Genomic DNA, 13,881 nt, shown 5'->3' with positions numbered 1-13,881 from the left:
TTCACAAATTGATTATAACTATATTAATAATAAAGAAAAAGTTCACGAAATACAATAGATATTCGCCACTTTATCCAAATATACAATCTTGCCTGATACTATTTTAATAATTGAGCCATATCAGCTGGGAGTTCTGATTCAAAAGCTAATTTTTTACCCGTAAATGGATCTTCAAAGCTTAATTTAGCAGCATGTAATGCCTGTCTATCAATACCTTTGTCCATCGGGCCATCATATAACGCATCCCCAACCAAAGCATGATGAATAAAATCAAAATGTACACGAATTTGATGTGTTCGGCCCGTAACTAACTTCACATCAACTAATGTGTAGTCTGGAAATCTCGTTACAACTTTATAAGTTGTTTCTGAGGCTTTTCCTTCAGCCATAACAGAACGACGAATTTCGCCTTCCTTTTTACCAATTGGTTCTTTAATATCTCCTTGATCACTTTTAACGTCACCTGCAACAATTGCTAAGTATGATTTTTCTAACTGACCATTACTTAATTGAGCAGCAATCAAACTATGTGCAAATCCATGCTTAGCTAATAAAACAAGTCCACTTGTAAAACGGTCTAAACGCGTAATAACATGTGGCACGAAACTACTTGAATGAGTTGCAATCAAATGGCCTTTAACACGGTTAACCAATGTTGTATCTTCATTAGATGGGCCTGGCACGGTTACCATACCAGCTGGCTTATCGACTACTAACCAGTTTTCATCTTCAAAGACGATATTTAATGGTTCATCACTTGCATGTATGGCATCGTTATCTGGTTCTTCTGGCAACGTCAAAATAACTTCATCACCATCAATCAGTTGATAATCCCAATATTCATTCTTTTTGTTAACTCGAACTTGTCCCTCGCCTTGTTTAATTCTGGCGATTAATCGTTTACTAACGCCAACCTCAATTAAAAATTTTTTTAAACTAATTGTGCCTTCACCATTGTTTGTTAGCGTAAATTGCATGTCATTATCCTTCATTTCTCGTCATAACGTTTATTCTCTATCTTATCACACTTGGTAGCCTATAAAAAAAGGCGATTATAATCGTTAAATTATAATCGTCTTTTTTTATTTTGTAATAAATAAATGTTTGCCCAATTCGATACTGTTTAATGCTTCAAAAGAAATCCCCCACGAATATCTCTTGTTAGTTCTCTATAATATAGAGTATACCGAATGATTCATGGGTTGTACTATCAAAAAAAAAACTAGAAACATTTTTACTGATAGTGTTTTCTATTCACGTTTAACAGTCGTTTCCCCATCTCTGGCATATCATTATCAAGTCCTAATGCAGTGATAATATACTTATCAAATGCATTGTTTTTATAATTTTTATTCATGAAATTAGTAACCACCATATCATATCGTTGACTAGAATCATAAATACTGACATTAACGCGTAAATTAATATTTAAATCTTGACTCATATTTCTGACAAATAATTCTTTAATTCGCTCGTTTGCATTTAAATCAACCCCAACTGTTAACATGGTTTCTTTTTCTAACAATCTAGCGCTAAAAATTTCGACCATTTTATTAATAAATGGCTGCCTGTATCGCTTATAGAAATCAGACCATTTTTTAGCTAATAATGGACTGTCGATTAATTCATCCATGGCAATCTCAACATGACGTCGAACTGAATGATTTGAATATTTTTTTCGATAACTATTCATCATGTAAGTTCCCACGGCATCCATCGTTCCATGAAAACAAAATGCTTCAGTACAAATTGGGTACAATGATTTACTAACATTTTCACCGATAATTTTAACATCTAATTTAGATTCAAATCCTTGTTCCAAATATTTAACAGCTTGTTGAAGTTTGGTGTTATTTGTGTGATTAATTGCAATAAAATCGCGGGACAAGTAAGCACTTGAAGGAACTGAAACAAAAGCAGTTGTCCAAGCGTAAAGTAGGGCGCTCTCAAAATGAACATCAATTTTATTTGAGAACTTAATATAAATATCTTGCATCTTTTCTTCAACTTGGTTAAATAGTGAATTATTTGCAATCATATCTGCTAAATCATCAGAAATCACCCAATTATCACGATCTTTTCGCATCATTCGATGAACACTGACCTTCATCCAAATTCTAGTCCTCATTAAATTACTATCATTCACATTGAAGTTAAAATATGTTTCAAATACTTTAATGTATTCAAGAATGACGCCCGCTTCTATCGTATCATTATAGTTAAAATCTGTCGCTAGAAATAGTGAATAGTAAAAAAATCTAATTTGTAATTCAGAACCAACTACCTCACCATGTGCAATTTTAATCTGAAATTCAGACAACAAATTATTAAGTTGCTTAATTCTTCTGAAGATAGATGATTCACTAACATTTAAACTAAGACTCAAATTTTCAATACTGCTATTTTCATCATAATAGAATGCCATTAAAATTTGGTAATTAATAGACTCTTTCACATACCGATAAACCGTTTCGTAAAAATTAATTTTGCCTTTACCTATAAATTGAATGTTATTCTTTTTTATGATCATATAGGGTTCATCACCTGAATTGAATTCGCCATCCAATTACTCTAGTGCAACTCGCAAAGCTGTATTTGAAACATTTAATCGATTACAGATTACTTTTCTTGATAACCCATGTTCATTTAATGATAGCAATTCAATAATTTCACATATTAAAAACTCTGGTCGATCCAGAATATCTTTTTTGTACATTTATTCCTCCGAGAATTCTCATAATTACCAGCATGTCAACTTTAGTAAGAATATTATATATTTTATTTTAACACAAAACATTAAAAAGAGAATTTTCTAACACTATCTTAACAATTATCGTTAACCAGTTAGTTTCTATTTGATTTCTAAATAAAAAAGATTAACTTAAATAAGTTAATCTTTTTACGTTTAAACTTGTTTAATAAACTTAACGAATGCTTGTTGGCCGTGGTCATCTTGTTTATAAACCCCAGCATCTTCAAGAACACGCATAAAGACTTTTCCAACTTCGTTTTGTACGAGCTCACTAACCGTCTCTTTAGAAATCATCGAATTATCACGCTTAATTTCATCAGCCCAAGTTTTATGATAAGCCGCCATGACATTTGGTTGATCTGTTAGATACTTCTCAACCTCTGTTATTTCAGTTTTCAAACGAGGTGGTAAAATAGCTAATCCCATAACTTCAATCAAGCCAATGTTTTCTTTTTTAATATGTTGAACATCAGCATGTGGATGATAAATACCATCTGGAAATTCATCAGATGTTTGATTATCTCGCAAGACTAAATCCAATTCATAACGACCGTCACGCATTCGAGAAATTGGCGTCACAGTATGATGTGGCGTACCGTCAGCATCTTTTGCCAAAATTTGTGCATCGGCATCACTATATTCTTGCCAAGACGTTAAAATTTTTGCTGCTAAATCAGCTAATCGTTCTGGATTTTCACCATTTAAACGAATGACTGACATTGGCCAGTTCACAATACCTGCTTGAATGTCATCAAATCCTGCAAATTGCATTGTTTGACTCATTTCTGCCTTTGCCATTGGAAAATCATGACGTCCACCTTGATAGTGTTCATGCGTTAAAATTGAGCCACCTACAATTGGTAAATCTGCATTACTTCCCGCAAAATAGCCCGGGAATTTTTTAACAATTTGAAGTAAATCTGAAAATGTCGTTTTGTTAATTACCATAGGTTCATGCTTTTCATCTAAGAAAATTGAATGTTCATTGAAGTAAGCATAAGGCGAATATTGAAAGCCCCATGTTGCATCCCCCAAATCAAATCGTACAATCCGATGATTGCGACGAGCTGGGAAATCTAGTCTTCCAGCATAGCCTTCATTTTCCATACATAATTGGCATTTAGGATAACCCGTTTGTTTCATTGTTTTAGCTAAAGCAATTTGCTTTGGATCTTTTTCAGGTTTAGATAAATTAATGGTGATTTCTAAATCACCATAATTTGTTGGTACCTGATAAGCAATGTTTTTCGCAATAGCCGCAACTTTGATGTAATCGTTAGCCTGACTTAATTCATAAAAATAAGCCAAAGCTTTCTCTGGGTCTTTTGCGTATAAATCCCAGAAATGTTTATTCACGTGACTTGGAATTGGTGTGACCAGATCCATTAATTTAGCACCAAGAATATCTTGCTCCGCGATTAGAGCACTGATTTTCTCGTTTTTGATTGCTAAATTAAGTAGCTCGTCTTTAACAGCAATTATTGTGTCAGAAACTGGTTCAGTTACTTCTATCTCTGATTCACCAACCAAATCTAAAACGACGTTTACTAAATAAATTTTATCATCTGTCGAATAAGTCGTTGGATCAAACTGAATAACTTTATCGACGAATTTTGAAATTAATTGTTTAGAATCCATGTTTTTCCCTCTATCTCTTTATGCTTAATCTAATTTTTTAGCGCCATCAGCAATTTCTGCTAAATAGAAACTTGGTGCATAACCGATTTTTTCTTCGTAGATACGACCCACTTCACTTTCAAATGCGTCAACTTTGTCTTTAGCAACAATGGCAATTGCACAACCACCAAAACCAGCACCAGTCATTCGAGCACCTAGTACTCCTGGTTGTTCCCATGCTGTTTCAACAAGTGTATCAAGTTCAATACCCGTTACTTCATAATCAAATTGTAATGAAACATGTGAAGCGTTAACTAATTTACCAAAACGTACTAAATCTTCATTTTTCAAAGCTTCTTGAGCCATAATCGTCCGTTGGTTTTCTGAAACTGCATGACGCGCACGTTTTAGAAGGTTTTCTTTTTGGATTAAGTATGTTTGTAAATCAAAGCTAGCATTGTCCAAATCACCTAATGATTTAATATCATTTTTCTCTTGTAATAATGCTAATGCTGCTTCACATTCACTACGTCGTTCATTATATTTAGAATCTGCTAATTCGCGACGTTTATTTGTATTCATAATAATAATAACGTTGTCTTTTAAATCAATTGGTACTAAATCGTAATCTAGTGTATTTGTATCCAGTAAGATAGCATGATTTGCTTTACTCATACCGACTGCAAATTGATCCATAATTCCTGAATTAACACCGATAAATTTATTTTCTACCATGACACCTGTTTTAACAAGATCAACACGATCAATGTCTAAATTAAATTGATCTTCTAAAATAACACCCATCAATAATTCAATTGATGCAGATGATGATAAACCAGCACCATTTGGAATGTTACCTTCAAGTAAAATATCTAATCCTTTATCAATAACATAACCTTGCTCTTTCAAGTAAACAATCATCCCTTTTGGATAATTAGCCCAGTTATGTTCTTTTTGATATGATAAATCACTTAAATCAAATGAGACAACGCCATTATCTTTAAAGTTATTTGACATGATATTAATTGTTGTATCATCACGTTTTGTTGCAACTGCATATGTGCCTAATGTAATTGCTGTTGGGAAAACATGTCCACCATTGTAATCAGTATGTTCCCCAATTAAGTTGATACGACCTGGTGAGAAGTAACTTGCATTTGCGTCCACACCGTAAACATCTTTAAATTCGCTCTTTAATTCATTAATTTTCATTATATTTTCCTCCAATTTATTAACCGCTTTCATTTTACTAAATATTTACTAAAATTACAATCTTTTTACGACATTCTTTTTATTATGGTAAACTGATACACATAACCAATCAATCAGGAGGTAGTCATGGCAACACTTAAAGACATTGCACAGTTGGCAAAAGTTTCTAATGCAACTGTTTCTCGCGTGTTAAATTACGATCAAACATTATCCGTTGGCGACGATACACGTAAACGAATCTTTGAAGCAGCTGAAAGTTTAAATTATTCAAAAAATAAAAAGAAATCCAGTACACCTCAAGGTAAGATTGCTATTATCGAATGGTATACAGAAAAAGAAGAATTAGATGACCTGTATTACCTTTCAATTCGAATTGGTATCGAACGTAAATTAATTGAACTCGGTTATGAAATTACACGTTTTTTCCAAAATGATCAATTTAGCGCCTTGACTGATACTCTTGGTGCTATTGTTATCGGTAAATACAGTGCAGCACAAATAGCCGGATTTAAAGAACTAAATTCTAATTTAGTTTTTGTTGATATGAACACACTAAATTTTGGTATTAGTTGCGTCATGACTGATTTCAAAACGCCAGTTACAACCGTTATTGACCATTTTAAAAAACAAAATTTAACTAAAATTGGCATGATTGCAGGACAAGAAAGTACATTTGATGATGTCAATTTAGGCCCAGATTCCCGCTTCACTCACTTTAAAAATCACTTAGAACGTACTAGCAACTACCATCCCGAATGGGTTTATACAGGCGATTTCACGCCAGAATCAGGTTATCAATTAACCTTGAAATTATTAAATGATCAATCAGATAATTTACCAGAAGCGTTGTTTATTGCAAATGACGCAATGGCTGTCGGTGCATTACGTGCATTAAATGAAATATCAATTAAAGTGCCTGAACAAATCAGTTTAATTAGTTTTAATGACACATCTATTGCTGAATATACTTTCCCAACGCTTAGTTCAGTTAAAGTTTATACAGAAAAAATGGGTCAATCTGCTGCAGAACTATTAGTCAATCAAATGTCGATGACTGAAATTATCCCTCAGATTATTACCATTGGAACAACCTTAACACTTAGGAATAGTTCCAAATAAAAACAACTGGTATTCAGAAATTAATCTGAACATCAGTTGCTTTTTATTTTTTATTACGACCAATTAACCAGAATACTAGACCAACAGCAAGTAAAATTAAACTACCCACTAACATGGTATTAAATGTGTCACTGATATAATTATTCACAATATCAGTAAAAACAGAAGCTTTACTAGACACAATACCAATTAGGCCACTGTACAAGGCAATTGCAGAACCAATTGAAACTAGAACACCACTCCAGATTGCACTGAATCCGACGTATTTAAGCGGTATAAAGAATGCCCGATTAATAGCCAGTAAGAGTAGCGCAAAAATAACAGAAGCTATTAAACTATACATAAAGGCTGTTTGGACTATTACTTTTACCGAACTAACTGTACTAGCAATTTTTGAAAGATATGGCGTTTGGATATTATTCGTCAAATATTCACTTAAATTACTTTTAAAAGTTGCGACAATCCCATCAATTTTAGCGCTAACCAACGGATTTGATGTGTCCGTTTTTTTCATAACGTTGCTAGCAACTTGATTGGTAATCTCAGTTGGATTGATGACAGTTTGTTTTCCAGCATATACGTTACTAAAACTATTTTTCGCAATGTTAGTAACTTGTTGATTCGTTAAAGCATCTTTAACAGCTGACGTTGGCACATCATTTAATGTCGCAATACTTGAAATACCATCATTCATCTGTCGTGTCACAAGTGTCACGTTCGAATCTGTTAAAATTTTTTCTTCAGTATAAGTTTGATTCAAAACGGTTATTTTTAAGACACTTGTCACAAATAGTACGATTAAACTAAGGCTCAAGAAGAAAGATATCCAGCCGTTTAGACCTTTATGGTTGTCTATCTGATAGGTCTCAGTATGTTGCTTTTGGAATTCTGCACGCATGATTCTATCCCCTTTTGTTAATTCTCAAATTATTTAAATTTTAACATTCAATTGTAGGTTAATTGTACGCGACATGATTGAAAAATGGTAGTTTGATTTATTAATCATGAAATTTTATCATTATGCCCCATTATGTTATTATCCCAGTAATTACTGTTTAACTTTTTCAAACTAGAAAGAGGTTATATCATGCCTAATAGCTTAGGATTAATTTTAAAAGAAACTCGCCAATCGCTACACTTAACTCAAAAAGAAGTTTCCAAAGATATTTGTGCGCAATCGATGCTTAGTGCTATTGAAAATAATAAATACATACCTAATGCACAGCTCTTAATCCAACTATGTCATAAATTATCGATTACTTTAGACCAAATAAGTCTTCTGGAAAATTTTGATATCAGTTCAGAAAATGAATTCAATGAACGTGTATCTAAGTTATGTAATCAACACCAATACAAAGAGTTACTCCAGTTTCTAAATAAAGAAACGGTTACCAATAATTTAAAAACGGATAAGCAACTTCAGGCATACTATTATTATATCGGTATTGCAACTCTACATACTGAAAATAAATTGATTGCTACCGAAAAATATATTAAGTTGTCCCTTGCTTCCAGTAATAAAATTCTGCCAGATACCCTTACCCGACTTGGTACCGTCTCTTTGGCCTTTATATATGCAAAGCAAAATTTACAAAATAAGGCTGAGAAATATATTGATCAGACTTTTATGGACTTTAATAAATTATTTTATGAAGAAAATCAAAATATTTTATTCTATTTGACAGCACTTATTTATTTTAAGCTCAATAATTTAACAATGTCTCTTAATTGGATAAACAAGTCTGTTAAATTCGCTACTGATCATAACTCACACTATATGTTAGCCAACTCTTTTTATTTAATGGCTCAAATTGCAAAAAGAGCAGAAGATAAAGATAATTTTTTAGCCGCTACTGAAAAGCAACAGCTACTAACTGGCCTTTTTAATGAACAAATTTATAAAAATATTTAGAATATCAGAATACTGATTTTTAATTTTTACTCAAATTGGATAGGATGAAGTCATCAAATAAAAGGAGGTTTCATCCTATGGAAAAACCACTATTTTCAAATGTTATTTCAATCAAATCAAGTAAAGAAAAAATCGCGTTGTTTTTAAAAAATCCGGAAACTTTACTGAAATGGATACCTGATATTATTCAGGTACAGCCAATTGACAACAATAAATTCAATATTCACAGAACAGATTCTGCTTTGAATAAAAATGAGGAAATTTCTGTTAGTTCAGAAAATGATACAATCTACTATGAAAGTACCGGAGGAAAACTCGAATACACTCTAATTTTTAATTTGACTAGTAAAAATGCAACAACATTATTAGAAGAAAATTTTTACTTGTCTGAAAATGATCATTCACATTTACCATTAAAATTACTCATGCCAATCGCTAAACATGCCTTTAATTCAAACTTACAAAGCTTTAAACGAATAATTGAAAACAACTAAAAAAGAGATTCCTGCAAGGAGTATGGCTAATTTTTGTTACTTCTTGGTAGCTTGTAAAATTAATCCGAACGCTGTTCGGACAAAAAAGGTCAGCTTCCTTTAAAATGGTGTTTACCACAAACACACTTTCTAGGAACTGATCTTTTGTCTAGTATAACCTAATCTGAACGAATTAAAATTGAAACTTTCTGTGAGTTAGAACTATCTAATTCTGAAATGACCATCATTTAAACCGTTCACCAGGTTTCAAATTATAGTTGCAGCGCCTTAATGATTTCAACTTTTTTAAACTATATAATATAGATTTTTGTTTCTAAAAATCGTTATAAAAAACAAATTTAACACCATCATAGCTGCCTTTCAAGAGAAAAATTTCAAATTCTTTTACACAAACGTTAATATATTGTTCTACATCCTCTTTTTTAAGTAAACCTGGAAAGTCTTCGATAGACATATCATCAAAATCAGCATCCAAGTCTTCAATAATTTCACTAATATCACGATCAATTATTTCGTTGACCCCAGTCGATAAGTATTTGTTATTTTTCAAAGTTACCAGTTTATATTGTTTTATCAGAATACCATTATAATAGTGAAAGTCTAAATAGAATCTTCGTAGCGCTTCATCCTTACTATAACTCATGTTTTCTAAAATATATTTTTTATAAACAGTTTTTAGCCAAATATCATCAGATATAAGATGAAGATAATATCCTAGTTGAAACGTATTCAAACATGTTCCATACTCCTCTAGAAACATGTTTGGAAACATATCATGTTCTCCATCTTCGCGTTTCACCATAAAGTGCGTAAGCTCTTTGGGTGTTCTCGAATTTTTGTTAACATCTGGAGTAATACTTCCAATTAAAAAATCATTTCCAAACCCATGCTTATTATTTATTACTTGTGCAATTGATAAATGCATTATTCTTGATCCCATTTGTCTAACATCCTTTTTTTACTGTGTGAGTATAATAATCTTGTAAGTATAATTTACTGTCATTTGCATAAAAACCCTCTTTAATCATGAGATGTGGCAACGCAACACAATTTTTCCCCATTGTAACACCTGGATATGTCATAGTGTAAGCTCCAATGCGACAGTGATCACCTATAATGGCTCCAAATTTTGAACTTGTTTTTAAATATGTTTTATCATCGAAAAAAATTTTTTTTGTTTTATGCCATCCAGTCGCGTCAATTTCATCATACAAGTTAAAGCTGGAAGTCGACGCATAAGCTGAAAAGTTTACATCACTTCCAATAAAAGACCGCGTTATTGTATTAAAGTGTGCAATATGCGTATCATCCAGAATCACACTATTAATAATCTCCGAGGAATGCCCAATTATAGTATTTTCCCCAATATAACAGCCACCTCGAATAAATGCACTTTTCCCAATCAATGCATTGTCTTTGATGACTGCTGGGCCTTTGATGTAAGCAAACCCCTGAATAATAACATTTTCACCGATATACACATTCCCCTCAATAATTGCACTCTTTGATATTTGGCTACTATTTGCAGTGTATGAATGATTTAATCTAGTTAGATCCACATAATTAAAATTATCCAAAAAATCAACAACAGTTTGCTTCAACATACCATTACGCAATCTCTCATCATTAACGTCTATAAAATTGTGTAAATCAACAACGTTCTTAGTTTTCATTATTTCCACCAGCTTTACTCAACTCTCCATTTAATAATTCCGTTTTAGTTCCAATCCAAGTTCTAATTGAGCTTAAACCATATTTATTGAACATATATTTTCTTTTCCTTAGCGTATATTTTTTAGCTTCTTCGGTGCTTACTGTATTTTTATTTTTTTCATGTGGATAGTGAACTGCAATCGCAGATCTATCAAGGATAAATCTAATATGATGCACAAATGCGTTAATAGCGAAATCTGCATCCTCTCCACCATAAGTTGTGTAAGCCTCATCGAATCCTCCGATTCTTTGATAGGCATCTTTTGATATTCCAATATTACATGACCAACCAATTACCCATGGTGCTGGCCACTTAGACAAATCATCTCCCATTGACTGGTATACTGATTCACGGCGATCATACGCATTTAAATTCAATAATACTTGAATCGTGCCATCGACATCCGCCGCATTAAAGTTATCAATAATTGCCTGTTTATATTTATCATGATCATCAAATCCCGCAACATAACCAATCACAAAACTATTTTCATTATTTACTAAAATTCTATGGTACTCACTCACAAATGTACTACAAACTGCAATACCAGCATCAATAAATACGAGATATTTACCCCCAGAGATATTTGCTCCAGCATTTCTCGCTTCAGAAACCTTAAATCCATTATCCGACTGATAATAGTACTTAATATTCAGTGATGTCTCAAATGCCTTAACAATTGAGATTGTTTCTTCAGACGATCCATCATCGACAACTATTACTTCAAAAGTCGTATTATTCAGTTTTTGTTTAAGTAGTGACTGCAAACTAATTTCAAGTAATTTATTCCGATTGTAGGTTGGAATGATTACGGATATATCAAAATTTTCCATTACTATGCGCTCCCTTTAAGACTAACTTAGTGCTATTATTTTCGTACAGCTTTAAAAACGGTGTGTAAACAACAAAAGACATAATGATAATTACGATTTGAAACACAACATATTTATAACTTCCTAGCAAAAAGCCTGAAATTAATGGTGGTGTTATCCACGGAAGAATGACACCGTTAAACGGCGGAATAACTCCATATAGAATACAAAGATATAAAGACATTCCGGTAATAACTGGAATAAAAATGAACGGTACTACCATGTATGGATTCAATACAATTGGTAGTCCAAAAACTATTGGTTCGTTAATATTAAATAAACAAGGTACAAAAGCACCTAATCCTAGCTTGCGATTACCTGACTCTTTTGAAAAAATAATCATTGATAGAATAAGCCCTATACTAATACCGCTTCCTGTCATAGTAATAAATTGATTTAAAAACTGTTGAGTTACTATATGCGCTCCATTCACTATTGTTAGATTATGGTGTGCTGCTATAATCGACTGGTTTTCAATAGTATTTGTCAATAAAATCGGTGTTATTACTCCACCAATAACGGAATTACCGTGAATGCCAAAAAACCAAAAAACTGAAATCAATGCCGAGATAGAAATCACACCAAAAAACGTGTCCGATAAGTTTTGTAAAGGAAGCTGCAAAAGAGTATAAATAGTCTCTACGAAGGTTCTTTTTATGATAAATTGAAATACAAATTGAACGACACCTATAACAATAAAACAACAAAACATCGGAATTAAAGACTCAAAAGCTATTCCAACATTACTCGGTAAATCTTTAAAAACTTTATTTCCAATCCTTAAGTTAACAATCTTTTCAAAGAAAATAGGGATGAGTATTCCGATTAACATCGCTGCAATAATCCCCTTGCTTCCAATCCAATCAATGGTTATATTCTTTACTATTTTTACATTTTCTGCTCCACAAAGAACTAAAAATGAAATTAGTGCGGTAATAGTTGTTTCTAGTTTTAATTTTTCGTTTTTAGTCATCGAAAAAGCAATTCCTAAACAACTTACTACACCTAAAATGTTGAACGAAAAAGTAATCAATCGATTCATTAAGACTTTCAAATCGGGATTAATATCAAATTGTACAAGAATAATGAAAATAGAACTTACAATTGTAATGGGGATGGTATATATCATCCCATCTTTGATTCCAGTCAAAATTCTGGAATTGAAGAAACGATTAGTTGCCGATGTAAGCGATTTCATTTATTCTACTTCTTTCTTCACATAATTACTTATATCACTGTATACATTTATTAAATATCTAGCAGCAGTCTTGACAGGCAACGGACTATCATTATAAGTAAATGACTTATTAATGCTTTGAAGCATTGTTATATCATTATAATCATCTCCGACAGAATACACATTATTAATATTTACTTTTTTTATGTTAACCAACCAATTAATTGCAGTACTCTTATCAATACCCACACGCGTAATGTCTAAGTATTTTCCATTGCGATTGAAATTCAATATTCTTTTCGTTGCTATTTTCTCACTTATAGCATTGATAATTTTAGTACTTGCTACGACAGTAATTGAACAAATATTATCCGAGCTAGGATTTAATTTATCGAAACTACGTAATTCATTGTCACTACTTGAAATCATAATTCGTTCGATTGAACTCAAGTATTTATTAATTATTTCTTTTATCGCATTGATCTGCTCCCCGTTCAGATAGAATGCTTTAATAATCTGACCTCTACTATCAATTACTATTGAGCCATTTGATGCTAGAGCGTAGTTAAACTCAGGTAGACCATATTTTTCTTTCGCATTGACTATCGATTTTGGAGATCTTCCGGTGGCCACAACAAAGAGATCATTTTCTTTGTTGTGTTTCGCAATAGTCTCTCTTGTATTCTTATCTACAAAGTCACCTCTCAAAATCGTTCCATCAAAATCACTAACTAGCATATTCATTTAATCACCCCTACATATTATTTCCGCGAACCAAATCTTTTTAACCCCCATATCATTTTTACTCCTACACAGTTCGCTACACCCACATTATTTACCTAATGTCTAGATATTTCAAGGGAATTTTTTTATATATGTTATTTTGAGATTTTGAATCAGTATTAAATAACCACTCGGTTCAATTTTAATACCGCTCAGATTTAAAGATTAACTGATTATTCTTTTAAAAAGGGCTCTTTGTCAACTGGTGTTGGTGGCGGAATACTAAGGT

At 32.3% G+C, this 13,881-nt stretch carries 14 protein-coding genes; 3 read left to right on the top strand and 11 right to left on the bottom strand.

Annotation, left to right across the window (positions count from 1 at the left end; all coding sequences use genetic code 11):
• Positions 1 to 98: 98 nt before the first annotated feature.
• From AC1RPN_RS01665 to AC1RPN_RS01645, 5 genes are all read right to left on the bottom strand, one after another.
• Complete coding sequence (locus tag AC1RPN_RS01665; RefSeq protein ID WP_481762396.1) at positions 99 to 977, bottom strand: RluA family pseudouridine synthase; 879 nt, start codon at positions 975 to 977, stop codon at positions 99 to 101.
• 257 nt (positions 978 to 1,234) lie between these two features.
• Positions 1,235 to 2,530 carry a helix-turn-helix domain-containing protein gene (locus AC1RPN_RS01660; RefSeq protein WP_481760869.1) on the bottom strand — a complete coding sequence of 432 codons (1,296 nt, stop codon included), beginning with the start codon at positions 2,528 to 2,530 and terminating at the stop codon, positions 1,235 to 1,237.
• A gap of 36 nt (positions 2,531 to 2,566) precedes the next feature.
• Positions 2,567 to 2,716, bottom strand: a complete 150-nt coding sequence (locus tag AC1RPN_RS01655) for a hypothetical protein (protein WP_481760870.1) — start codon at positions 2,714 to 2,716, stop codon at positions 2,567 to 2,569.
• 189 nt (positions 2,717 to 2,905) lie between these two features.
• Complete coding sequence (galT, locus tag AC1RPN_RS01650; protein ID WP_481760871.1) at positions 2,906 to 4,390, bottom strand: UDP-glucose--hexose-1-phosphate uridylyltransferase; 1,485 nt, start codon at positions 4,388 to 4,390, stop codon at positions 2,906 to 2,908.
• 24 nt (positions 4,391 to 4,414) lie between these two features.
• Positions 4,415 to 5,581, bottom strand: a complete 1,167-nt coding sequence (locus AC1RPN_RS01645) for a galactokinase (RefSeq protein ID WP_481760872.1) — start codon at positions 5,579 to 5,581, stop codon at positions 4,415 to 4,417.
• A 126-nt stretch (positions 5,582 to 5,707) separates the two neighbouring features.
• Here AC1RPN_RS01645 and AC1RPN_RS01640 point away from each other — a divergent pair, with 126 nt between their 5' ends.
• The gene (locus tag AC1RPN_RS01640) at positions 5,708 to 6,700 is read left to right on the top strand and encodes a LacI family DNA-binding transcriptional regulator (RefSeq protein WP_481760873.1); all 993 of its coding nucleotides are present in this window, start codon (positions 5,708 to 5,710) and stop codon (positions 6,698 to 6,700) included.
• Positions 6,701 to 6,743: 43 nt separating this feature from the next.
• Here AC1RPN_RS01640 and AC1RPN_RS01635 read toward each other — a convergent pair whose 3' ends face one another.
• Positions 6,744 to 7,598 carry a hypothetical protein gene (locus AC1RPN_RS01635; protein ID WP_481760874.1) on the bottom strand — a complete coding sequence of 285 codons (855 nt, stop codon included), beginning with the start codon at positions 7,596 to 7,598 and terminating at the stop codon, positions 6,744 to 6,746.
• 189 nt (positions 7,599 to 7,787) lie between these two features.
• Between AC1RPN_RS01635 and AC1RPN_RS01630 the strand changes: the two genes are divergently transcribed.
• Positions 7,788 to 8,612 carry a helix-turn-helix domain-containing protein gene (locus AC1RPN_RS01630; protein ID WP_481760875.1) on the top strand — a complete coding sequence of 275 codons (825 nt, stop codon included), beginning with the start codon at positions 7,788 to 7,790 and terminating at the stop codon, positions 8,610 to 8,612.
• Between the two features lie 77 nt (positions 8,613 to 8,689).
• On the top strand, positions 8,690 to 9,106 hold the full coding sequence (locus AC1RPN_RS01625; protein ID WP_481760876.1) for a hypothetical protein: 417 nt from the start codon (positions 8,690 to 8,692) through the stop codon (positions 9,104 to 9,106).
• 313 nt (positions 9,107 to 9,419) lie between these two features.
• On the opposite strand, the gene AC1RPN_RS01620 is transcribed toward AC1RPN_RS01625, so the two are convergent.
• From AC1RPN_RS01620 to AC1RPN_RS01600, 5 genes are read right to left on the bottom strand one after another with little or no spacing between them, the layout of a single operon-like run.
• Positions 9,420 to 10,046 (bottom strand): hypothetical protein, encoded by a 627-nt coding sequence (locus tag AC1RPN_RS01620; RefSeq protein ID WP_481760877.1) that lies wholly within the window; start codon positions 10,044 to 10,046, stop codon positions 9,420 to 9,422.
• Positions 10,047 to 10,050: 4 nt separating this feature from the next.
• Entirely contained in the window at positions 10,051 to 10,779 is a 729-nt protein-coding gene (locus AC1RPN_RS01615) for a DapH/DapD/GlmU-related protein (RefSeq protein ID WP_481760878.1), read from the bottom strand.
• A complete protein-coding gene (locus tag AC1RPN_RS01610) occupies positions 10,769 to 11,653 on the bottom strand; it encodes a glycosyltransferase (RefSeq protein WP_481760879.1) in 885 nt (294 codons plus the stop codon). The genes AC1RPN_RS01615 and AC1RPN_RS01610 overlap by 11 nt, the downstream gene beginning before the upstream one ends.
• Positions 11,640 to 12,890 carry a PTS sugar transporter subunit IIC gene (locus AC1RPN_RS01605; RefSeq protein ID WP_481760880.1) on the bottom strand — a complete coding sequence of 417 codons (1,251 nt, stop codon included), beginning with the start codon at positions 12,888 to 12,890 and terminating at the stop codon, positions 11,640 to 11,642. Before AC1RPN_RS01605 ends, AC1RPN_RS01610 begins: the two co-directional genes overlap by 14 nt.
• The gene (locus tag AC1RPN_RS01600; RefSeq protein ID WP_481760881.1) at positions 12,891 to 13,613 is read right to left on the bottom strand and encodes an HAD-IIB family hydrolase; all 723 of its coding nucleotides are present in this window, start codon (positions 13,611 to 13,613) and stop codon (positions 12,891 to 12,893) included.
• Positions 13,614 to 13,881 lie beyond the last annotated feature (268 nt).

It is taken from the genome of Dellaglioa sp. CoH-57-MRSF-20 (assembly GCF_056781955.1).
The sequence above is the reverse complement of the archived record's forward strand: the minus strand, read 5'-3'. Positions and strand labels throughout refer to the sequence as shown.